Annotated in this window: 17 protein-coding genes, 3 pseudogenes and 1 riboswitch; of the genes and pseudogenes, 13 read left to right on the forward strand and 7 right to left on the reverse strand. The window is 34.7% G+C overall.

The window, feature by feature from the left end:
* Positions 1–19 precede the first annotated feature (19 nt).
* The 4 genes and pseudogenes from AC3WTA_RS26530 to AC3WTA_RS26545 all read left to right on the forward strand — a co-directional run bounded on the left by AC3WTA_RS26530 (position 20) and on the right by AC3WTA_RS26545 (position 3,457).
* Positions 20–688, forward strand: a complete 669-nt coding sequence (locus AC3WTA_RS26530; RefSeq protein ID WP_001004276.1) for an LSm family protein — start codon at positions 20–22, stop codon at positions 686–688.
* A gap of 239 nt (positions 689–927) precedes the next feature.
* Entirely contained in the window at positions 928–2,193 is a 1,266-nt protein-coding gene (locus AC3WTA_RS26535; RefSeq protein ID WP_070169373.1) for an S-adenosylmethionine decarboxylase related protein, read from the forward strand.
* A 168-nt stretch (positions 2,194–2,361) separates the two neighbouring features.
* Positions 2,362–2,860: pseudogene (locus AC3WTA_RS26540) on the forward strand (ATP-binding protein); the annotation flags it as partial.
* 216 nt (positions 2,861–3,076) lie between these two features.
* A complete protein-coding gene (locus AC3WTA_RS26545) occupies positions 3,077–3,457 on the forward strand; it encodes a hypothetical protein (protein ID WP_000424112.1) in 381 nt (126 codons plus the stop codon).
* A gap of 27 nt (positions 3,458–3,484) precedes the next feature.
* Here the strand turns inward: AC3WTA_RS26545 and AC3WTA_RS26550 are convergent, their stop codons facing one another.
* Positions 3,485–4,117 carry a cyclase family protein gene (locus AC3WTA_RS26550; RefSeq protein ID WP_492333080.1) on the reverse strand — a complete coding sequence of 211 codons (633 nt, stop codon included), beginning with the start codon at positions 4,115–4,117 and terminating at the stop codon, positions 3,485–3,487.
* A gap of 85 nt (positions 4,118–4,202) precedes the next feature.
* Positions 4,203–4,315, reverse strand: a riboswitch (SAM riboswitch).
* A 149-nt stretch (positions 4,316–4,464) separates the two neighbouring features.
* Between AC3WTA_RS26550 and AC3WTA_RS26555 the strand changes: the two genes are divergently transcribed.
* On the forward strand, positions 4,465–5,574 hold the full coding sequence (locus tag AC3WTA_RS26555; protein WP_000147456.1) for a PRK06851 family protein: 1,110 nt from the start codon (positions 4,465–4,467) through the stop codon (positions 5,572–5,574).
* 121 nt (positions 5,575–5,695) lie between these two features.
* On the forward strand, positions 5,696–6,478 hold the full coding sequence (locus tag AC3WTA_RS26560) for a nucleotidyltransferase domain-containing protein (protein ID WP_001208298.1): 783 nt from the start codon (positions 5,696–5,698) through the stop codon (positions 6,476–6,478).
* 15 nt (positions 6,479–6,493) lie between these two features.
* Here AC3WTA_RS26560 and AC3WTA_RS26565 read toward each other — a convergent pair.
* Positions 6,494–7,794 (reverse strand): annotated as a pseudogene (locus AC3WTA_RS26565) (MFS transporter).
* Positions 7,795–7,936: 142 nt separating this feature from the next.
* A complete protein-coding gene (locus AC3WTA_RS26570; protein WP_000199946.1) occupies positions 7,937–9,463 on the reverse strand; it encodes an FAD-dependent oxidoreductase in 1,527 nt (508 codons plus the stop codon).
* A 581-nt stretch (positions 9,464–10,044) separates the two neighbouring features.
* Between AC3WTA_RS26570 and desB the strand changes: the two genes are divergently transcribed.
* Complete coding sequence (gene desB / locus AC3WTA_RS26575) at positions 10,045–11,130, forward strand: Delta(10) desaturase DesB (RefSeq protein WP_000661209.1); 1,086 nt, start codon at positions 10,045–10,047, stop codon at positions 11,128–11,130.
* Positions 11,131–11,182: 52 nt separating this feature from the next.
* Here the strand turns inward: desB and AC3WTA_RS26580 are convergent, their stop codons facing one another.
* The 3 genes from AC3WTA_RS26580 to AC3WTA_RS26590 form a co-directional block, all read right to left on the reverse strand.
* On the reverse strand, positions 11,183–11,875 hold the full coding sequence (locus AC3WTA_RS26580) for an amino acid ABC transporter permease (protein ID WP_000461606.1): 693 nt from the start codon (positions 11,873–11,875) through the stop codon (positions 11,183–11,185).
* Positions 11,876–11,968: 93 nt separating this feature from the next.
* Positions 11,969–12,763: an ABC transporter substrate-binding protein gene (locus AC3WTA_RS26585; protein ID WP_000823734.1), complete on the reverse strand. Its 795-nt coding sequence runs from the start codon at positions 12,761–12,763 to the stop codon at positions 11,969–11,971.
* Between the two features lie 121 nt (positions 12,764–12,884).
* Positions 12,885–13,607: an amino acid ABC transporter ATP-binding protein gene (locus AC3WTA_RS26590; RefSeq protein ID WP_000616905.1), complete on the reverse strand. Its 723-nt coding sequence runs from the start codon at positions 13,605–13,607 to the stop codon at positions 12,885–12,887.
* A gap of 374 nt (positions 13,608–13,981) precedes the next feature.
* Here AC3WTA_RS26590 and AC3WTA_RS26595 point away from each other — a divergent pair.
* Both AC3WTA_RS26595 and AC3WTA_RS26600 read left to right on the forward strand, forming a co-directional pair.
* Positions 13,982–14,167 (forward strand): annotated as a pseudogene (locus AC3WTA_RS26595) (HAMP domain-containing protein); the annotation flags it as partial.
* A gap of 15 nt (positions 14,168–14,182) precedes the next feature.
* Positions 14,183–15,109, forward strand: coding sequence for a methyl-accepting chemotaxis protein (locus AC3WTA_RS26600; protein ID WP_412678131.1), 927 nt, complete (start codon positions 14,183–14,185; stop codon positions 15,107–15,109).
* A gap of 31 nt (positions 15,110–15,140) precedes the next feature.
* On the opposite strand, the gene AC3WTA_RS26605 is transcribed toward AC3WTA_RS26600, so the two are convergent.
* Entirely contained in the window at positions 15,141–16,475 is a 1,335-nt protein-coding gene (locus tag AC3WTA_RS26605) for an FAD-binding oxidoreductase (RefSeq protein ID WP_000814879.1), read from the reverse strand.
* Positions 16,476–16,718: 243 nt separating this feature from the next.
* On the opposite strand from AC3WTA_RS26605, the gene AC3WTA_RS26610 reads away from it, so the two are divergent.
* The 4 genes from AC3WTA_RS26610 (at position 16,719) to AC3WTA_RS26625 (ending at position 24,190) form a co-directional block, all read left to right on the forward strand.
* Positions 16,719–18,383 (forward strand): glycoside hydrolase family 13 protein, encoded by a 1,665-nt coding sequence (locus AC3WTA_RS26610; protein WP_001044747.1) that lies wholly within the window; start codon positions 16,719–16,721, stop codon positions 18,381–18,383.
* A gap of 205 nt (positions 18,384–18,588) precedes the next feature.
* Positions 18,589–20,226, forward strand: a complete 1,638-nt coding sequence (locus AC3WTA_RS26615; RefSeq protein ID WP_000705549.1) for a PTS transporter subunit IIBC — start codon at positions 18,589–18,591, stop codon at positions 20,224–20,226.
* 4 nt (positions 20,227–20,230) lie between these two features.
* On the forward strand, positions 20,231–21,022 hold the full coding sequence (locus tag AC3WTA_RS26620) for an endonuclease/exonuclease/phosphatase family protein (RefSeq protein ID WP_492333081.1): 792 nt from the start codon (positions 20,231–20,233) through the stop codon (positions 21,020–21,022).
* Between the two features lie 306 nt (positions 21,023–21,328).
* Complete coding sequence (locus AC3WTA_RS26625) at positions 21,329–24,190, forward strand: YhgE/Pip domain-containing protein (protein WP_000810107.1); 2,862 nt, start codon at positions 21,329–21,331, stop codon at positions 24,188–24,190.
* The last annotated feature ends 98 nt before the right edge of the window (positions 24,191–24,288 follow it).

The raw sequence follows: 24,288 nt of genomic DNA on the forward strand, positions 1-24,288 counted from the left end.
CATAGGAAGGAGGATATAGATGAATGAGTTAAACAAAAGTATTGGAGAAAATATATATGTTAAATTAATCGGTGAAAAGAGATTTAAAGGTGTATTAATAGACGTAGGAAATGATATCGTTGTTCTTTACAATGGACAAGACTACGTATATATATCTTTATACCATGTACAATATTATAAATTTTTAAGACCATATGATGAAGAAATATCAAAGCCAGATGTTGATTCTGTAATTAAGAGGGAATCCCCTTCAATTTCTTTGAGGAAAGTATTAAGTACCTCTAAAGGGATTTTTACAGAAATTTATGTAGCTGGAAATGCTCCAATACATGGGTATGTCACAAGTATAATGAACGATTATATTGTTTTTTATAGTCCAGTTTATAAAACAGTATATATATCTTTAAAGCATTTGAAATGGTTAATTCCGTATAAAGAAAATCAAGTCCCGTACGCCCTCAATAAAAATGAACTCCCCGTGAATCCATTAAATATTACGTTAGCTAGAACATTTGAAGAACAGCTTATTAAAATGTCCGGCAAAATCATGGTGTTCGATTTAGGTGAGGAATCTAATAAGATCGGAAAGATGGCAAAGATTGATGAAGGGCATATTGAAATATTAAAAGCACGTGATGCAAAAATGTATGTGAATATTCAACACGTGAAATCTGTCCATTGTCCGTAGACTAGTTGAAAGGGCTGGCTTTTTCTTTTATATGCAGAAGAAAAGGTCGAGCCTATTTGTTTAGCTCGATTTGAATATGAGGGGGAAAATGAATTGAATAGAAATATGTTAGCTTTACCTATGAAGAGCTAATCTTGTGCAAAATTATAAAAAATATGTACGAGCCATTTTTTCATATATTCAATTTGTTTTTTTTTGAGGGAGAACTGTTCAACTAATATATTAAAGGGGTTTTGTTTGTGGAGCAGTTTCCAAATTCGTTATCGATTACATTACTTGGTAGTGCTGGTGGAGCAGCAAAAGCAGTTTTAGCAATTTTAAATCAAGCGATAGTAAATGAAAAAGACACGATTTATGAAACGATAAAGAATGTTACATTTCATTTAGTTGATATAAAACAAAAAGATAGGACTTATTATGATGAGTTGTTTCCAAATTTAAAAAATCAATTGTTTTTATACGAAATCGACCTTCAAGATGTAGTGACATTTAAACAGCATTTAAAAGAAAGTAGTACGAGTGTTGTTATTGATGTTTCAGGGGCAGATACAATCAGAGTATTAAGTTGTTGTAATGAACTTGGAATTTGTTATATTAATTCAGCTTTGGAAAATGAGGCAGTAGATCAGGACGATAGTTTAATCGGCTTTCAGCTTACGGAAAGATATACGAGGTTTGAGAAGGAGAAAGAGAAATTTACAAATACAAAAGCAATTATAGGATCAGGTATGAATCCAGGTGTTGTTCAGTGGATGGTTGTTGAACTTATGAAGGAACGCCCAAATGAAAAGCCAAGAGCATGCTATATAGTAGAACATGATACGTCATTTTTGAATGATACAGCACTAATAAAGCCTCATACACTGTATGCTTCATGGGCAGTAGAGCGATTTCTAGATGAAGCGATATGGAGTTATCCGATGTATATGAGTCATCATCGTCCCCTTTATTTTTATGAAGATGTATATGCTTCAGAGTATAAAGTAAAGTTAGGAGAGAAAGAGTTTTATGGCTGTTTAATGCCACATGAGGAAGTTTTAATTTTAGGGAAAAACTTCAATATGGAAGTTGGGTTTCTTTACCGAATTAACGAGTATACAACAAATGTAATTAGGCAGAATTTAGATAAGGTAGAAGATTTATGGAACTGGAATCGTAAAGTATTTAATCCAGCGGAAGAAGAGATTGCTGGCGAGGATCTAGTTGGTGTATTACTCGTTTATGAAAATAGCGAGACATATATGTATAACGTGATGAATAGCAGTCAAGTTTTTCGTAAATATAAAACGAATGCAACTTACTTTCAAGTAGGATGCGGAATTTATGCTGGTTTGTGTAGTTTACTTTTCGATAACTTTAAACAAGGTGCCTATTATGTAGAGGAATTATTATTAAATACAGAAAGTAAGTATGGAGAATATTTAAATTTATATATGAAGGATTTTGTAGTAGGGGGAAATGATTTTACGGATGGACTGCTACATGATCGGGTAAGATGGATATAAGTTATAGCGAAAAGGGAGGGGGATGGGGATCCCCTTCCTTTTCTTATTGCCCTGAAAGCAATTTCATACTGATAATTTAAGGAGATAATATGTAGAGTGTTTGTATAGAACATGAGGAGTATTTATATGAACAAATTTAAAAGCTTTATCTATGAGGAAAAAGAAGCCTTAAAAGTATTTGAAAGAATTAACGGGTTTGTTAGTGAATTGATGTTATTAGGAAAACCGAAATCAACGAATTATGAATGGTGTAATATACGGGAATCCTTTTATATGTTGTACAGCTAATGGAAAGTTATGCAGCGCGATATAGAGTGAAATTTCATGTGCAAGTAGATGGAAATCTACCTGTTATAAATGGTGATGATAAAAAATTAAAACAAGTGTTATTAAAAATGGAATAGAATCAATGCCAGAAGGTGGAGATATTCATATTCGTGCATATCAAAAAACTGAAAGGCATTTGTGTATTCCTGTTGAAGATCAAGGCTTTGGTATAGAGAAGGTTGGAAAGGCTTTTTACACAACAAAGGAGAATAGTACGGAACGACTTGGATTGATGGTCACATATAAAATTATTAAGGAACATCAAGGAAGTACTGCGATTCCAAGTAGCATGGGAATAGGGAAAAAGTGGAAATTTTTTACCGACAGCATAATGTGCTAGAGGAAAATATTTTTCAGAAAAGTGTTCTTGTTGTGTAAATATAAACATTTTATAAAATGTTTCAAGAAGGGTTTTTTTTATAAAATACTTCGTTTATAATGGAGGAAAATATCGACATGAGATTTGTTATTCATGTAACGGTTCGGTAGTGTTAGAGAAAGAAGGGGTGCACGCGCATCCTTTTTTCTATGCAGATATTATGAAAGAGGTGGTATGATGGAATTAACATTAAATTCGACTGTATGTTTACACACGATTCAATTTCGAAAAGAGCAAAAGAATTATATTGTAAAAGATACAATTACAGGAGAAAAATATGAAATGCCGCCACTTTGGATTGATGCATTGGCAATGATGCGTGACGGTTTTTTATTAGGGGAAATTGAGGAGAAATTAAAAGAAGAGTATCCAGAAGAAGAAATAAATATGTTAGCATTTACGAGGCAACTGTTAGAGCTAGAGCTTGTTGGAATGGTAGATGGGGAAGAAATAGCTTGTACAAAGAAGAAAGAGAAAGATTATTTAGCTTGGTTACGTCCTCGTGTTGAGCAATTCTTTCTTAGTTTAAATAAAAAAAATAGAAGCAAAGGTCAATGATGATCTTTGCTTTTTTGTATAGTTTGTTTAAAAAATTACAGCGAATGCTCTTGCAAAAGCACCGTCGCTATCTTTAATTTTTAAAGGTGCCGCTGAGAAAAAGAAACGTTTCGTGTGAATGGCATCTAAGTTTGTTAAGTTTTCAATTAAATAAATATTATTCCCAAGTAGTATGTGATGAATTGGTGATGTTTCTGTCGTTACCTCATCAGGAGAAATGAAATCTAGGCCGACCGATTTTACTTTTAATTGAACTAATTCCACGGCTAATTCTTCAGAAAGATAAAAAGCTTCTTGCTCATACGCCTCTGTATTCCATTTAGTAGATAGATTGGAATGGAAAATAACAATATCTCCTTCTTTTATGTCAGCGTTGTGTAATACTTCTTTAGGTAGTTTTCGTTCTTGTACATGAGTTACATCAATAAGAACAGCTTCGCCTACAAATTGATCTAGGGGTAATTGATCAATAGTCGTTGCGCCTGAAATGAAATGAGCAGGAGCATCACAATGCGTGCCAACATGAACGACAGAATGAAAATCTGTAACTTGATAGCCTGTCTCTTCAACGCTTGTAATGGCTCCTAAATTGATTTTTGGTGTTCCAGGGAATTGAGACATATTGTTTTCAAATGTTTGTGATAGGTCAATTACTTTCATTTTAAATACCTCCAATATATGTTTTGAAATATAAAAAACTCACCTTTCATAATCAAGAAAGATGAGTTTTGCACACAATAGTTACGTTTTATCTTTCAAAATGCAATGCATTTTGCAGGAATTAGCACCTATTCAGTTTATATAAACTGAGGTTGCTGGGCTTCAAAGGGCCGGTCCCTCTGCCTCTCTTGATAAAGACATATTAAGTTTTAATTTCTGAATATTCACTACTTTTAAATTGTAATTCATTTCCTTTTTTCGTGCAATACAAAATAGGTATTCACCCAAATAAAGTTGCTCGCATATTGTAGCTTATGTAAATAGAATGCTGCGAAGGAGTGAGTGCAGTGACAGGGAATGTATTGAATTATTACGCTGGTGGAAATACAGCTAGAGGATTTCATAATTTATACGACGAGAATTTAAAAGGGCTAAACAGGTTATTTATTTTAAAGGGTGGTCCTGGAACCGGGAAATCTTCTTTAATCAAAGCAATAGGTCGTGAGTGGGTTGAAAAAGGATATGATATTGAATTTTTACACTGTTCTTCTGATAATAAATCGGTTGATGGTGTAATTATCCCGAAGTTAAAAGTAGGAATTGTTGATGGAACATCACCGCATGTTATTGAGCCGAAAATGCCAGGAGTTGTCGAAGAGTATATTAATTTAGGGGTTGCTTGGGACTCAAATAAATTAAGAAAGCAGAAGGTGGAAATTGAACGATTTGTTTCAGAAGCAAGCAAGGCTTTTCAAACTGCTTACGCTTGTTTTAACGAGGCACTAGTTATACATGATGAGTGGGAGAAAATATATATTAATAATATTGATTTTAATAAAGCAAATGAACTAACCGATCAGCTGATTCAGAAGTTATTTACAGATAAAGGCGGGAAACAATCGCTTGTGAAACATCGGTTTTTAGGGGCAGCTACACCGAAAGGAGCAGTTGATTTTGTTCCTAATTTAACAGAGGGATTACCACATCGTTATTTTATAAAAGGACGCCCAGGCTCTGGGAAATCAACAATGCTTAAAAAATTAGCTAAGGCAGCAGAAGAAAAAGGATTTGAAGTTGAAGTATATCATTGTGGATTTGATCCAAATAGTCTTGATATGGTTATCGTAAGAGAATTAGGGTTTGCAATTTTTGATAGCACCGCACCACATGAATATTTTCCGAGCCGCGAAGGTGATGAAATTATAGATATGTATGCCTTAATTGTGACACCAGGAACAGATGAGAAGTATGCGAAAGAAATTCGTGACGTGTCGATTCAATATAAAGCAAAAATGAATGAGGCGATGTCTTTCTTGGCGAAAGCGAAATCAGTTCGTGATAAATTAGAAAGAATTTATATTGCTGCTATGGATTTTTCAAAAGTAGACGCATATAAAGAGGAGATTCAAAAAGAGTTTGAACGAATTGCGGTTAGTGTAACAGAAAAGAACAAGTAAAAAATAAGGAACTTTGGTAGGCTGTCGGGAATTTTCTGACAGCTATTTTAGTATGTAGTAAACTTAGTAGTATATTTGTCGAATTTCCAAGGAAATAATCAAAAAATGAAGAGGGTATGAAATGAGAGAGAAAATTAGGTTGGAGTTAGCAAGAATTGAACAAGAGAATGATGTGAAAATTTTATTTGCAGTGGAATCAGGGAGTCGTGCTTGGGGATTTCCATCGAAAGATAGTGATTATGATGTTAGATTCGTTTATATGCACCCGGTCGAATGGTATTTATCAATTCATGATAAACGAGATGTAATTGAGTATCCGATTAGTGATGATTTAGATATAAGCGGATGGGATATTAAAAAAGCGTTACAATTATTCGCAAAGTCAAACCCAGCTTTACTCGAATGGATTCGATCACCGATTTTTTATTCGAAAAACTCTCATTTTCCAGAACAACTTCAGCAAATGAGTGATAAGCACTTTGATCCAAAAGCAACGATATATCATTACTTACATATGGCTTCAAAAAATTATCGTGAATTTTTGCAAGGTGAGAATGTAAAGTTGAAAAAGTACTTTTATGTATTACGTCCTATTTTAGCTTGTAAGTGGTTAGAGGAGAAAGAGACTTTACCACCTGTAGAATTCGATCGATTGATTACAGAGTTATCATTAGAACGCAGTGTATTAGATGAAATTGAACAGTTGTTAATAAAGAAAAAGGCAGGTACTGAATTAGATGTTGGATTAAAAATTGAGGTGTTGAATCAATTTTTAGAAGAACAAATTCATTACTACCAGCAATATGTAAAAGGAATTGAAAAGGGATCAGGGATCGATATTGAGAGTTTAAATACATTGTTTCGGGATATGTTGTTTGCAGTATATGAAAAAGAGCACAAGTGAGTTTGTGCTCTTTTTTTATTTTGTAGGAATAAAGAAAACAGATATAGCTGCAAGAAGACCCGCGAATGAGAATAAGTAAAAATTCCATGCTAAGTCATATTGCATTGTTATAATAATACCGACAAGAATAGGACCAGCAATCGCGCCAACTCGGCCAAGTCCAAGTCCCCAGCCTAAGGAGGTAGCTCGGATATGAGACGGGAAGTATTGTGTTACATATGCATTTAATATTTGAGTAATACCGACTGATCCAATTCCAGCAAGACCAATTAAAAGATAAATGATTGTAACAGATGGTTTAATTGTTAATAGTCCAATACATATAGCTGCCATAAGATAGGAGATGCTAATAACAATTTTAGCCCCTATACGATCCGCTATTGCTCCAGCAAATAATGCACCGATAGCGGCAGTAATATTTAGCATAAGTAAAAATGATAGACTAGATCCAAGAGGGTATCCTGCTTGGCGCATCATCTGCGGTAACCAAGTATTTAAACCATATATTAAAAACATTCCCATTATATAAGTAATCCAAAAAAGCAACGTCGCTTTTATGTACTCTTTTGAGAATAACGTAAGAAATCCATTTTTCTTTCGTATATTAGGTGGGGCTTGATGAGTTTCATCTTTTTCATGGAATTCAATTTGAAAACGATTAAGGATTTGGTCTACTTCTTCTTGGCGATTACGTGATAATAAAAATTGAATGGATTCAGGTAAATAACGAATGATGAAAGGAATGAGGAGCAGTGGAATCATTCCGATGCCAAACATAATTCTCCATCCGAAATCTTCTAACATAAACATAGACAAAATAGCACCTAACACGATACCTAAAGGGTAGCCAGTAAACATAAGAGCATAAATAAAAGATTGTCTTTTTTTTGTGAATATTCAACAGTAAGTGCTGAAGCTGTTGGAATAACACCGCCTAATCCGATTCCTCCGATAAATCGAGATAAACCAAATAATTCAGGGGAAGGAGCAAGTGCAGCAAGGCCCATCGTGATGGAGAAAAGTGCTAAACAGCATATAAGCGTCCATTTTCGTCCAATTAGATCTGTGATGGTTCCAACTAGAATAGCGCCAATAAACATGCCAAATAAAGCATAGCTAGCAATTGTACCAGCGTGTGCCGGTGAAAGTGCCCAGCTTTTGTCTTCTAGGAGCTTTGGCAGAACGGCACCGTAAATACCTAAATCATATCCATCAGCTAGAATGGCTAGCCAACAAATAAAAACAACAAGTTTTGTAATAGAGCTTGAAAAGATAGTTTTTGTAGATTCTAGATGAGGTGGAGCTGAAGGTTGCATAGTATTCCCTCCTTTTATTTATAGATAAATATATTATTTTATTTGATGTTAATATTTCCCTTCTTATGTCGAAGTTTATCTGAAAAGGTTTTATAACAAATAAAGAAGTTCAACAGGAATCCTGTTGAACTTCTTTATTTGTTTACTCATTATCAACTCGTTTTAACGGTTGATCTGCTGGACCTTCCATAACATCTCCCTCAATTGAAAAGCGGGAACCATGGCAAGGGCAGTCCCAAGTACAATCACCATTATTCCATTCAACTTCGCAGCCGAGATGTGTACAAGTTGTATCGACAATATGTAATTTACCATCTTTGTCCTTATAAGCACCTGCTCGTTTCCCATTAACATGTACGACAGATCCTTCACCAACTTCGAGATCTTCTGGCTTACGTAATGTGGTTTCAATCTTTCCTTCAATTAAATGTTTCGCAACATCAATGTTCTGGGAGAGGAATGTTTTTATATCTGGATTTGCATGGAAGCGTGATGGTGCATACAGTTCCTTATAGGGATTGTGGACTTTTAGAATGGAGTCCTTCAGTAAATGAGCGGCAGCAGTTCCAGTTGTCATTCCCCATTTACGATATCCAGTTGCAACAAATATATTTGGATTTCTTTCGTTAATATGTCCGATATAAGGAAGCTTATCTAGCGTGATTAAATCTTGTGCTGACCATCTATAGGGAACTTCATCTACTCCAAACGTTGCTTCCGCAAAAGAATACAGTGCTTCATAATGAAGCATTGTGTTTATTCCTTGTCCTGTTTTATGACTTTCTCCGCCAATTAAAATTAATTTTTCCCCATTGTTTGTTGTATAGCGCAAGGAACGTTTTGGGTCATCAATACTTAAATACATGCCACCTGGATAATCCGTTTTTGCTTTGATTGCAAGAGCATAAGAGCGTTCGGCATACATTCGCGTAAAGAAAAAGCTATTCGCATCATAGAAAGGAAAATGTGAACAAGAGACAACATATTTGCAAGTGATGCGATGCCCGCCTTTTGTAATGACTTGTGGATAATCACCTTTTCCCACATCAATAGCTGTTGTTTGTTCATAAACTTTTCCGCCCATCTCCACAAACTTTTCTAAAAGTGTTTTCAAATAAAGGAGGGGATGGAATTGTGCTTGGTTTTTCATGACAAGTGCAGATTGTACTGGAATCGGAATCGATAGAGATTGAACATAGTCACAAGGTATATTTAATTTTTGATAGGCTTCATATTCTTTCGATAAACTTCTTAATCCATTATCAGTAGTTGTATATAAATATGAATCTTCATTTGAGAAATTACAGTCGATTTTATATGTTTTCACCGTCTCATTTATGAATTGTAGAGCATGATTATTTGATTCATAGTAAAGCCTCGCTTTTTCCAAACCAAAATGATTTATTAATTCATCATAAATAAGATCGTGTTGTGCTGTTACCTTCGCTGTTGTATGCCCAGTTGTTCCATTTAAAATAAGACCAGAATCAATTAAAACAACGTTCATACCTTCTTTTGCAAGTAAATAGGCAGTAGTAATGCCTGTAATACCAGCTCCGATAACAGCAACTTCTGCCTTTGTATCTTCAGATAAATGAGGAAAAGCAGGGACTTGAGTAGATTCAATCCAATAGGATAATGGAAATTGTGGAAATGTATCGCTTGTCATTATAGAAACCTCCCGATTTTAGAACAATTTTCCTTTTAATATTTCCATATGATAGGAAATTCATGTGTGCTGTTTTAGAAGGAGTCTATTTTTATTAAAAGAAAGATAAAAATATTTCAGTATAATTATTTAGTGGTATCGGTATGAAGAAGTAGGAGTTGTGTAAAACTAGATTCAGATGAGTTTATTTGTTGTTTACACAGAGAGTTCTTGAATAAGATAGAGTCTATAGTATGTCAGTGTATGTATATGCATAATGGATGAAGCCTTATAAAATCTATGTTTTTTCTTTAGTGAAATAAAGTATGATTATAAAAATATAACCAACTTTTATTACTAGGTCATAAAAGTTGTTGACAATATAGAAATTCTATTGATATGATTCATCATGTGGAAAGGTTGATAGAGAGTAAAAAGAGAAATGTTTTTCATTGATAATAAAAGCGAAAAATAAGTGACGATAGAGTGAGTTTATTTTCCTTATAATAAATGCTTTTTTAATCACCTAGTAAAATCAATCTGGAAGCAAGAATTGATATATGTAAGTTGCGCAAGGCGCGGCATAAGAAAGGGGCAAAAGGATGAAGGAGCTTCATACGTTTGGGTGGTATGCAGCACGTGTATCACCACATTTGCCGAAAAAAGCATTTAAACCAGTTCCTACTCGTTTATTTGGTGGACTGGCTTATTTGCTTGTGGCATTGGCGGGGTTAATATCGATTGGTGTATTTGAATTGAATGTGTGGGCGAATCTAGGAATTGCGATTGTTCTTGGATTATGTTTTGCTTCACTTGGATTTTTAGGACATGAAATTTTACATGGAACTGTTGTAAGAAAAGCATGGCTTCGTGATTTTTTAGGCGCGATAGCATTTATGCCATTATCAACTGGCCCGAAGCTTTGGAGAAAGTGGCATAATGCAACGCATCATGTTCATACACAACATGAAGAGAATGACCCAGATGCATGGCCTACACTTGAGAAACTGAAAAAGAGTAAGTTTTTAAGGTGGGTATATCGCATGCCTCTTCATGTTCGTTCATTCTTTAGTTTTCTGTCACTAACCATTCAATTTACGTTACATTCGACTCGAATGTTCTTTCATTTTATAAAGGATTTTAAGTCATCCAATCAAAAATCTGTATGGCTTCAACTTCTTTTGCCTTGGACTGTTTGGATTAGTTTATTGTTTATTATGGGACCTGGAAAATGGTTATTTGCATATGTAATTCCATTGTTAATTGCTAACTTTATTGTAATGGCATATATCGCAACAAATCATCGCTTAAATCCAATTGTTCCAGTAAATGATCCGTTAGCGAACTGTTTATCAGTAACAGTGCCGCGCTGGGTAGACGTTTTACATTTCAATTTCTCATATCATACAGAACACCATTTGTTCCCTGCTATGAGCTCTAAATACTATCCGTTAGTAAAAGATAAAATTAAAGAAATGTGGCCGGAACGCTATCATGAGATGCCAATGACAAAAGCTTTGGCAGCGCTATGGAATACACCACGTGTGTATTATCAAGGAAGTGAATTAGTGGATCCGCATAGAGAGCATTTCTATGGTTCTTTAGGAAATGGACTAGATCCTCATAATATTTCATATCGTGAGGAACATATAGAGGAAGAAGAGAGTATTAAAAAAGTAAATCAGTAAAAATTGATATATTTTGCAGTGAAAAAGCAAGCCATTTCAGGCTTGCTTTTTTTTATAAAGAGACTTCTTTTTTATTCTTTTTGCTAAATTGAACTGAATTTGTTTCTTTTCTTTGTAATCGTTTCTCTAAAAGATTAACAAAATAAGTAAATAGAAGAACAAGTACGAGGTAATATAAACCAACAATTATGTATGTATCTAATTGTTGGAAGTTACTTGCAGCAATTGATAAACCTGATCCCCATAATTCGGACAATCCTACATATGCAACGAGAGAGGAGTCCTTTAATCCAATAATAAACTGATTTCCTAAAGGAGGAAGAGATTGACGAAATGCTTGCGGTAACACAATACGACGCATTGCTAAAGGATAAGGCATACCTAAAGAACGGGCAGCTTCCAATTGTCCACGGTCGACAGATTGAATGGAACCGCGGAAAATTTCAGTAATATATGCACCGTTATGGATTGCTAAAGCAATTGCTCCTGCCCAAAAAGGAGTGAAGACAATAATCGATGTAATACCGAAATAGAGAATGGCAATTTGAACAATTAAAGGTGTACCACGAATAATGGCGATATATACATGAGCAATACTATTTAAAATCTTATTGTTAGAGATTCGAAAAAAAGCGAATAGTAATCCAATTAGTGAACCAAGTAATAGGGATGTTAGTGTTAATTGTAATGTGACAATAGTAGCCTTTAAGAGTGTGGGATAAGTAGACATAAAAATTTCAAACATATGTGTCACCTCATATTGTATGGATTTTGGTAGGGAATGAAATACCCCACATAAAAAGTGGGGCATAATGTATGAAACATTTGACTAGCTAATTTACTTCGTTTTTTCCTCTTCGCCGAGAATATTACGCCCAAACCATTTTTTACTGATTTTTTCATACGTACCATCTTTAATGATTTCATCTAAAGCTTTATTTACTTTCTCAACCATTTCTTTATTATCTTTACGAATAGCAATTCCCATTTCATCAAGATTTAATGGTTTTCCAGCTTCTTTTATATTTGATTTACCTTCTTTGATCATACGTAAACCAACCATTTGATCAGTGATTACTGCATCAATACGCCCAGGCTCTAAGTCCATAAGTGCAGTAATATCGCTGTCATATTCTGTGATTTGATCTGTATGTTTTGCAACAAGGTCTTTAAAGGTACTAGCCTTTACAACACCAATTTTCTTACCTTTCAAATCTTCTGGAGAAGAGATAGATGTATTCTTTTTAGCCACAAAAATTTGGGCACCAGAACGATAATAAGGATTTGAGAAACTAACAGCTTTTAAGCGTTCTTCTGTAATTGCCATACTGCCCAATATAGCATCATATTTTTTCGATTGTAGACCTTGAATTAGCGTTTCCCATGGATTTGTAATAGGAGTGGGTTTCATATTCATTTTTTTCGCAAGTGCCTCACCAATTTCCACATCAAAACCGGCAAGCTTTCCGTCATTTTCTTTATAGTTAAAAGGTTTATATAAGCCACTCATCGCATAACGAAATTCTTTTTCACCATTTGAAGAAGTAGTAGCACTTTCCTTACTACAGGCTCCTAGTATGAAGGATGTACATAATGTAATACTCGCAACAATGGTTAATAGTTTTCTTTTCATAAAACCCCTCCTATATATTGATCATACGGATGGTTTTAAGTATGTTACTGAGATATTTTATTTGGACAATTAGTTGTGCACCGTATGAATGTATTTCTCTTCATTTGAAACAGAAGTTACATTATAAAACGTTGCGTAAAAATTGTTTTGCTCGTTCATGTGATGGAGCTGAAAAGAATTGTGCTGGCGGAGCGTCCTCTACAATCTTTCCGTCATCCATAAATATGACGCGATCAGCTACATCTCTTGCGAAATTCATTTCATGAGTGACAATAACCATGGTCATTCCTTCTTCAGCAAGTTCTTTCATAACTTGCAATACTTCTCCAACAAGTTCAGGATCTAAGGCTGAGGTAGGTTCATCAAATAGCATAATTTTAGGATTCATAGCAAGAGCTCGTGCAATGGCAATACGCTGTTTTTGACCACCTGATAGGAGGTGGGGAGTTACATCTGCTTTATCTTGTAGGCCGACTTTTTGTAAAAGCTGATTTCCGATTTCCTTTGCATTTGCTGTTTCTAATTTTTTTACATGGATAGGTGCTTCTATGATGTTTTCTAGTGAGGTCATATGAGGAAAGAGGTTAAAGTGCTGAAAAACCATACCGACATTTTCACGGACTTTGTTTAAATTTGAATGCTTTGGATCAATTCGTTCACCTTGTAAATGAATTTCACCTTCATCATACATTTCTAAAAAGTTAAGACAGCGAAGTAATGTACTTTTACCGGAACCACTGGCACCAATTAAAACAACAACTTCTTTTTCTTTTACTTCTAAATCAATTCCTTTTAAAACATCAAGTGAGCCAAATGATTTTACTAGATTTTGAACCTGAATCATACAAAACCCCCAGTCAAAATATATTTTACAAATGTTGCCCCTTATTTCTGTTATTAGTCATAAATTGTCAGAATCCTTTATTTTTTTCGGGTAATTTGATATTCAAGGGAATAATGATTTTTAAAATCCCTATATCTTTCTATAACGAAAATATGGATAATAATATATAGGTAGTACTTATATTACTTATAAAAAGGAGGAAAGAAGAGATGGAAAAAGAAAGGAAGACATTTTCCTTTGGCTTACGTACACAACTTATGCTATTTACTACAATTTTAGCTTTTATTACATATTCAACAAGCATATTTTTTATTTACGTGATATACGATTATTTTCAAAGTTATGTAAGTCAAACTGTTTATAATATTATCGTTATGTTATTAGGCGTAGTATGGTCTGGAATTTTAGCGTATGGAGCAGCCATCTTTTTAATTAAACCGCTTCGAAAGTTGGAGGAGGCTGCAAGGAAGGCGGCTGATGGCGATATTCGTGAAGATGTCCCGTTACCAAAAACAGATGATGAGATTAAATCTTTAAGTGTTGCATTTAATATGATGCTAGGGAACTTAAGAGGTATGGTGAAAAATATTGATACTACATTTTCGTATACAAATAATCAAGTTCAGCAAATTAGAAGGGAAACAGGGGAAGCAACGAAACAAGCACAAGGTGTATCTGAGACACTTGCAGAGATTTCTTCTGGCGCTGAGCAATCAGCTGCTTCCATTCAGGCGATTGTTTCTGCTGTTGATACAACAACTTCTATTGCGAGTGAAGTAGAAGAAAAGGCAAAACAGTCTGACGAGTTGTCTTTAGAAATGGTTCAAGCTTTAGGGCAAAGTACACGAGTCTTTACTTCTTTAATTCAAGGCATTCAAACATTGGCAAAAGAAAATGAAAATTCGATGCAAAATGTACAGAAATTAGAAGAACGAATGAAACAAGTAGAACATATTGTTTCCGTTGTGAGTGAGATTGCTAGTCAAACGAATTTATTAGCACTGAATGCTTCTATTGAGGCAGCTCGTGCTGGAGAGCATGGAAGGGGCTTTGCAGTTGTAGCTGAAGAAGTACGTAAACTTGCTGATGAAAGCGATCATTCTGCAAGAAATATATCGCAATTATTACGAAATATGCAAGAGGAAGTGCAACAAGTCGCATTGAAAATGACAGAGCAAGTGAAAACAGCTAAAGAAGAGGCGAAACGTGGGGAAGCTACCGAATTAATTTTAAAAGAAATGTCATCAAGTATTATGGAAGTTGCCGATGCAACGAAGCAAATTAGTGGCTATATGAACGAACAAGTGCGTCATATTCATCAAACAGGAGCACAGACGAAGGCTGTAGCAGCAATTGCTGAGGAAACATCGGCTGGTTCGCAAGAAGTAGCACGTGTGACGTTGCAACAATCTAAAAATATGGTAGTAATCGATCAATTGTTAAAGGATTTAGAGAAGCAAGCAGCAGACTTGAAACAAACAATTGAACGATTTTCAATGTAAAAAGGAAGAACAGTATTCTGTTCTTCCTTTTTTACGTATGAAAAGGAGGGATACTTTGTTGAAAACGAAAAATATTGCAAGGATCATATATGGTTTTCACTTTACGCAATCTTTGAAAGTTAGAACCATAATAACTAGTTTGCCAATTTATAATATCGATATCAGGCCAATTGACATAGTCACCTAGTGTATAAGGATCTAAGCTTTCTCGTAAATCTTTAACCCAGCGTATATTGCGATTTTCTTCATTAGCGCATTTCCAAGAGGTAATGTATTCTTGTGCAATAATTGCTTTACGATGGAAATAAGCTGTTTCAGTAGGGGGAATATTTTCAACAGCACCTACGAGCGATTGGTGCCAAATACTTGCATCTTTATTTGGTGCATGAGAAAGAAAATATTTCATGATTTGAATGCCTTTAAGAGGGATAGGTTCATATACGTAGGAACCGGAGCGCTTAAATTTTTCAGGGATATTCCCACTGTTAAAAAATTCAACAGCTTTTATATAAGGAACTTCATCTATAAAGAGAGAGGGGGTACCAGTTTCAAGAAGAGGAGATAATAAGGAATGGAGTTCAGAGGGAGAGCCGATAAACTCACCTTGTGCTTCAATTTTATTTTGTTGCTTTGCGAATAATTCAATTGATGAAGTGAGACGTTTGTCTATATAAGGCGCCCAGTTCTGCCACGCTTGAAATGCAGCGATAAAATCTTCCCATTCCCATGTAATTGAGAAGATTGATACATTTTTGATGGGATGTACTCGAAAAGTTAAAGAAGTAACAATTCCGAAGTTTCCACCACCACCACCGCGGCACGCCCAAAACAAGTTATGGTTTTCAAGTTCGCTTGCACGAATGATTTTTGCTCCGAATTTACCGCATGCTTGTACCATTTCGACTTCTACTAATTGATCACATGTTAATCCAAATAAGCGTGAAAGCATACCGATGCCACCGCCAAGTGTTAATCCAACAATTCCAACGCTTGCGCTTGTACCAGCCGGTATTGTCACACCATAATTCCAAAGCTCTTTATAAACAGTGCCAAGGTTTGCACCAGCTTCAATTGTTGCTGTTAATTTATCTGTATTAACAGTAATGCGATGCATTTCACTCACATCAATAATAAGTCCTCTATTTAGAAGAGAAAAATTTTCATAGCTATGACGTCCGCTTCTTAAGCGAAATGGTATATGACGTTCACGTGCCCATTTTAAGGCGTTACACACATCATTTTTATTTTGGCAAAAAACAATAATACAAGGGAGTTTTGGAATACTTAAATTTAAATTCATTCGGGCTACGTCATAGTCAGGATCTGAAGGAACAACGATACGACCTGTTAATTTTGTTTGTTTCAATTGATCACTCCTTTCTAAAATAAGCAGTTCTTTTTATTAATATATGAAAAGCGTATGTAACCTGTGTGGACAAGAATAGGTGAGGAATGAGATTTGCCTTTGTGAGAAATAAATAAAGCATAAGAATGAGGAATCTACATAGAGTTCAATGAAAACAGTTGCAAACTATTTATATTTTGTTATGATAGTGTTACGAAAACGTTTGCATAAAATTCCGATGGGATGCAAAAGGAGAGAATGATTATGAATAAGACATGGTGGAAAGAAGCAGTTGCTTATCAAATTTACCCACGTAGCTTTATGGATTCAAATGGTGATGGTATTGGAGATTTACAAGGTATTATTGCAAAACTGGATTATTTAAAAGATTTAGGTATAGATGTAATTTGGATTTGTCCAATGTATAAGTCACCTAATGATGATAATGGTTATGACATTAGTGATTATCAAGATATCATGGATGAGTTTGGTACGATGGAAGACTTTGATGCTTTACTAGATGAAGTTCATAAGCGTGATATGAAGCTTATTATTGATTTAGTTATTAATCATACGAGTGATGAACATCCATGGTTTATTGAGTCGCGTTCATCTAAAGACAATCCGAAGCGTGATTGGTATATTTGGCATGATGGTAAAGATGGTTCGGAACCAAACAACTGGGAAAGTATTTTTAACGGTTCGGCATGGGAATATGATGAAGTAACAGGACAATATTATTTACACTTATTCTCGCGTAAACAACCAGATTTAAACTGGGAGAATAAAGAAGTTCGCGAAGTGTTATACGATACAGTTAATTGGTGGCTTGATAAAGGAATTGATGGTTTCCGCGTGGATGCGATTAGCCATATTAAAAAAGAAGATGGTTTCAAAGATATGCCAAATCCAAAAGAACTAAAGTATGTACCATCTTTTGATAAACATATGAATGTGGATGGTATTCAACCTTTACTAGAAGAGTTAAAAGAAAATACGTTTTCTAAGTACGATATTATGACTGTTGGTGAAGCGAATGGCGTTAAGATTGAAGATGCTGAGCTTTGGGTTGGCGAAGAGCAAGGCAAGTTCAATATGGTATTCCAATTTGAACATTTAAGTTTATGGGATGCAGAAAAGAAGAAAGATCTTGATGTTGTAGGGTTGAAAAAGGTATTAACGAAATGGCAAAAAGGGTTAGAAAATAAAGGATGGAATGCTTTATATATTGAGAATCACGATAAGCCACGTATCGTTTCAACTTGGGGAGATGATAAACAATATTGGCGTGAAAGTGCAACAGCTCTTGGAGCAATGTACTTCTTTATGCACGGTACACCGTTTATTTATCAAGGACAAGAAATTGGGATGACGAACGTTCAATTATTAAATATTGAAGATTATGATGATGTAGCAACTAAAAATTTATATCGAGAGAAAATTGCAGAGGGTGTATCACATCAAGATATGATGGAAATTATATGGGCTTCTTGCCGCGATAATTCACGTACACCAATGCAGTGGAACGATGAGATGAATGCTGGCTTTACAGCAGGTGCGCCTTGGTTTAGTATGAATCCAAACTACAAAGAAATTAATGTTGAAAAGCAAAAGAATGAAGAGAACTCTATTTTCAATTTCTATAAAAAAATGATTGCCTTGAAAAAAGAGCACGATGTACTGAATTATGGTACGTACGATTTACTTCTAGAAGATGATCCGCAAATTTATGCATATACTCGTACATTAAACGATGAAAAAATCGTTGTAATTAGCAATATCTCAAAAGAGGAAGCTGTGTATAATGAGGGTTCATTTGCACTAGAACGCAAACGTTTGCTTTTAAATAACTATAAAGTTGCGGAAAATGAACAAGTAACTTCAATCACGTTAAAGCCTTATGAAACAAGGGTTTATCGCATTTCATAATAAAAAAGGATGCTCTTAGAGCATCTTTTTTTATGAAAAAAAATAAATTTCTATTGCAAAGTGAAAACGCTTTTATTAAAATAGATTTATGAAAACGGTTGCGTAAAGATAAAAATAAAGTAACATAAGGAATCGTTTTCATAAGAGAAACAGAAATTATAATTTAAATCATTATGTTGTTATAAATAAAGGGGAGGAAGAACAGATGAAAATTACGTCTTTTGATTTTTGGCAAAAGTTCGGAAAAGCATTATTAGTTGTTGTAGCTGTAATGCCAGCAGCTGGTTTAATGATTTCTATCGGTAAGTTAATTGGGATGTCTGCTGGGGATATTAACGCAGTTCATACAATCGCTCGCGTAATGGAAGACATAGGTTGGGCAATTATTACAAATCTACACATCTTATTTGCAGTAGCAATTGGGGGATCTTGGGCGAAGGATCGCGCAGGTGGTGCATTTGCAGCGCTATTAGCATTCGTCTTAACAAACCGAATTACAGGAGCTATATTTGGCGTAAACGCTGAAATGTTAGCGGATTCAAAAGCGACAGTTTCTTCAGTATTAGCAGGAGATTTAGTTGTAAAAGATTACTTTACTTCTGTACTTGGTGCACCAGCATTAAACATGGGAGTTTTCGTAGGGATTATCACAGGTTTCTTAGGAGCTACTCTATATAACAAATATTATAACTATAATAAACTGCCACAGGCATTAGCATTCTTTAACGGAAAACGATTCGTACCATTCGTTGTAATTGTTTGGTCTACAGTCACTGCAATTGTATTATCACTTTTATGGCCGTTCATCCAAAGTGGATTAAATGAATTCGGTCGCTGGATTGCAGCATCTAAAGATAGTGCACCAGTTGTTGCACCATTTGTATATGGAACGTTAGAGCGTTTACTATTACCATTCGGTTTACATCATATGTTAACGATTCCGATGAACTACACAGAGCTAGGCGGAACATATACGATGTTAACTGGCTCAAAAGTTGGACAAATTGTAGCAGGGCAAGATCCTTTATGGCTTGCATGGATTACAGACTTAAATAATTTACTAGCAAATGGAGATACGAAAGCATATAACGATTTATTAAATAACGTTGTACCAGCTCGTTTCAAAGCTGGACAAGTTATTGGCTCAACAGCAGCGTTAATGGGTATTGCTTTCGCGATGTTCCGTAATGTTGATAAAGAAAAACGTGCAAAATATAAACCAATGTTCTTATCAGCTGCATTAGCAGTATTCTTAACAGGTGTAACAGAACCAATTGAATTCATGTTCATGTTTATTGCTCCAGTATTATATGTTGTATATGCAATTACAACAGGACTTGCATTCGCATTAGCAGATTTAATTAACTTACGTGTTCACGCATTTGGATTTATTGAATTAATTACTCGTACACCGATGATGGTTAACGCAGGACTAACAAGAGATTTAATCAATTTCGTTATCGTTTCATTAGTGTTCTTCGGTCTGAACTTTACATTATTCAATTTCTTAATTAAAAAATTCAATTTACCAACACCAGGACGTGCAGGTAACTATATTGATAATGAAGATGAGTCATCAGAAGGAACAGGAAATGTACAGGATGGTTCATTAGCAACAAAAGTTATTGATTTATTAGGTGGTAAAGAAAATATTGCTGACGTAGATGCTTGTATGACGCGTTTACGTGTAACAGTAAAAGATTTAGATGTTGTTGCACCAGAAGCACAGTGGAAACAAAATGGTGCTTTAGGACTTATCGTAAAAGATAAAGGTGTACAGGCAGTATATGGTCCGAAAGCTGACGTATTAAAGTCAGACATTCAAGATATGTTAGGTGCGTAATAAGATGAAATTGCTAACTTTAAACTGTCACTCTTGGCAAGAAGAGAATCAAATGGAAAAGATAAAATATCTTGCTAAAGTCATTCAAGAAGAAGAGTACGATGTCATCGCATTGCAAGAAGTAAGTCAGTCGATACAAGCTGAAAATGTATGCGGTAACAAGAAAGAAGATAATTTTGGGCTTTTACTATTAGCAGAGTTAAAAGCGTTACATGTAAAAGATTACAATATTACTTGGGATTTCTCTCATATTGGTTATGATGTGTATGAAGAAGGATTAGCGATTATAACGAAGCATAGTATTATAAAAGAAGATACGTTCTTTATTTCAGAAAATAAGGATACAACGTATTGGAAAACACGTAAAATTGTAAGTGCAACAATTGCTTATAATGGTAAGAACATCACGTTTTACTCTTGCCACCTCGGTTGGTGGAATGATGAAGAAGAATCATTCAAAGCTCAAGTTGAGCGTTTAATGGAGCGTGTAGATAGTAATGAACGATCCTTCTTAATGGGTGATTTTAATAATAACGCCCGTTTGCAAGGTGAAGGCTATGAATATATGATACAAAAAGGTTTGTACGACACATATGAACTAGCAATAGAGAAGGATGAAGGAACAACTGTCCAAGGTGAAATTGCTGGTTGGGATGAAAATAAACATAATTTGCGAATCGATCTAATATTGTGTAACCGAAGTGAAAAAGTTCGTTCTTCAAAAGTTATTTTTAATGGTATAAACCGAAAGGTAATTTCAGATCATTTCGGTGTAGAAGTACAAGTAGATATATAATAGAAGAAATCCTCACAGATGATGAAAAGCTGTGAGGATTTTTTTGAGGAATACAAGTATTTCCAAGAGAAAATACTTGTATTTTTTATGACATTTCCTATATATTTGTTATTATTGAATGTAAAACCGATTTGGTCATTTTGTATTCATACTTTGACTGACTTCGTTATATAATGTAGTAAGTTAAAGTTAATGGGAAAAAATAGTTCGTTTTTGGTTAATCCACGATGTAGAAAGTGATATAATTGCAAAATGTATGTATCATTTTCTAAAGAAGGAAAAATATATAATTAGGTGATAACTTCTATGAAACAAATTTGGCGTATTTATAAGACAGATTTACGGAATGTAGCTAAACATTGGGCTGCAATTGTTATTGTTTTAGGATTAATGATTTTACCATCGTTATATGCATGGTTTAACATTAAAGCTTCTTGGGATCCTTATGGAAATACGAAAGGAATCCAGATTGCAGTTTCTAACCAAGATGTTGGATCAAATTTAAGAGGGAAAGATATTAACATCGGGAAAGAAATTGTAGATTCACTTAAGAAGGACAAAAATTTTGGTTGGAAGTTTGTCGATGAAAAGCAAGCGATTTATGGGGTAGAGCGTGGAGATTATTCTGCAAGTATTACTATTCCAAAGGATTTCTCTGAAAAGATTGCAACAGTCTTGAATGAAAATCCACAGAAACCAGAAATTGATTATTACGTAAATGAAAAGGTCAATGCCATTGCGCCGAAGATTACAGCTAAAGGTGCATCGGGGCTGACAGAAGAGATTAGTAAAAACTTTGTTAAAACAGCAAACGGCGAGATTTTTGAAATCTTCAACGATCTTGGAATCGATTTAGAAACTAACTTACCGAGTATTGAGAAGGTCAAGGATCTTGTCTTTAAGTTAGAAGCGCAGTTCCCAGAAATGAATACACTTATGGATAAGGCGTTAGATGATGCGACTCGAGCAGAGGATATTGTGAAAGTAGCGCAAAAAGATTTACCTGTTGTAGAGAGTGTCATAAATGATGGACAGGAAGCATTGGCAAATTTAGATAAGTTCTTTGCAAGACAAGATCAAACATTAAAAAATGCTCCAGGGACGATAAGAAATGATTTAGTAGCAGCAAAAGGCGTTATGGATAGTGCAGCTGCATTTACTGACTTTTTAATGAATCCAGGTGTAGAATTAAATATTCCTGACTTGTCTGGAATGAATGGATTACCTGAATTCCCAGCGAGACCGGATCTTTCTAAGTTGAATAGTGATGGTTATAAGAGTATAGCGCAAAGTATTAATCAAACAGTAAATAATGTTTTAAGTTCATCACGTGCAGGAACAGCTTATGGGAAAAGTGTTTTAAATGGCTTACAAAATGGCCAATTTGACCCTGAACAAGCAAAGAAAGATTTAAATGCGGTATCAGATCGATTGCAAACGGGTACAGATGGTATTTCATATCTTATTAATTTCTTTACTGAACTTCAAAACTCAGCGACGACTGATTTTGGAATTAGCTTTTTCAAAGGGCGAGTGGATCACTTAACTAATGTTAAAAAAGGTATGGAAAATGCAAACAACGGTATTAAAGATATTGTAAATGTTATCGGTACAGGACAAGAAGTAAAGAAAGATGTAACAGATGTAGCAAATCAAAAATTAGATGCAGCAAATGGATTAATTGATCAAGCGGAAAAAGATTATAATGAAACGTTTGTAGCAGATTATAAAAAAGCAGTTAGCACAGTCGATCAAGCTAAAGCTGATGCAAATGCAGCATATGATAATGCGAAAGCAGATTACGATAAAGCAAAAAATGGCCTTGAAGGTGCAAAAGCAGATTTACAAAAGGCGAAAGAAGATGTACAAAATAGAGGTATTAACGGTTTAGATTCAACGAAAGTAGCTTTAAATAGCTTAAATGGACAATTCCAATCTGGAATCGGTTTAATTGATGATATGATTCCTGTTCTAGAAAGCACAAATAAGGTTTTAGCAGATGTAAGTAGTGATAAAAACCTTAATAATGGAATTGCAAAATTAAATAAAGCAAAAAGTAGTCTGCAAAAAGGTGTAGATGCAACGAATAAGGGAATTACACTTCTTAACAATGGACAGAAACCTACAAAAGATGTAATTGAAAGTATTAACAACGCTGCGAAGGGCGGGTCAGCTCAATTAACAGATGTATTATCGACGTATGATTCAGAAATTGTACCTAATTTCAATACAGCAATTGCTCGTACAAAAGAGATGTCGAAAAATACAACTCAAATTTTAAATGATGCAGACAAAAAGCTTCCAGATGTTAAAAAGCTACTAGAAGATTCATCAAAAGGCTTAGTAGACGGTAGAAAGAAATTAGCAGACATTAAAGCTGACATGCCGGAGACTGAGAAAAAGATTAAAGACTTAGCAAATAAAATTCGTGATTTTGAATCAGAAGAGGATATAAAAGACATCATACGCTTATTGAAAAATGATGTTGAAAAGCAAAGTGATTACTTCGCGAATCCAGTAAATTTAAAAGAGAATAAGTTATTTGCAATGCCGAACTACGGTTCAGCGATGTCACCATTCTACACAGTGCTTGCATTATGGGTAGGCGCACTATTAATGGTTTCGTTATTAACGGTAGAAGTACATGAAGAGGGCGCGAATTATAAGAGCCATGAAATATACTTTGGACGTTTATTAACATTCTTAACGATAGGTCTTTCGCAGGCATTTATCGTATCTATGGGGGATATATTCTTACTCGGTACGTACGTAGTCGATAAATTCTGGTTTGTGTTATTTAGTTTATTTATTGGCGGAGTATTTGTTTGTATCGTGTACTCACTCGTTTCTATTTTCGGAAACGTTGGGAAATCGATGGCAATCATTTTACTTGTGCTTCAAGTAGCAGGATCGGGTGGTACGTTCCCAATTCAAATGACACCACCATTCTTCCAAGCAATTTATCCGTTCTTACCATTCACATATGCAATTAGTGCAATTCGTGAAACAGTAGGTGGAATGCTTTGGGATATAGTTATTAGAGATTTACTTGTCTTAAGTGTGTTCGTAGTAGTCATTGTTATTGCTGCGTTATTACTGAAAACACCAATTAACAAATCAAGTGAAAAATTCGTTGAGAATGCAAAAGGAAGTAAAATCATTCATTAATAAAAAGGTTCCTACCGATAGTGATATGATCCCCTTATAGTAGACAGGAAAAAGAAAGAACACTAACCTGTTTACTATGGAGGGGATTTTTTTATGGG

The organism is Bacillus sp. EB106-07-01-XG149 (genome assembly GCF_058791555.1).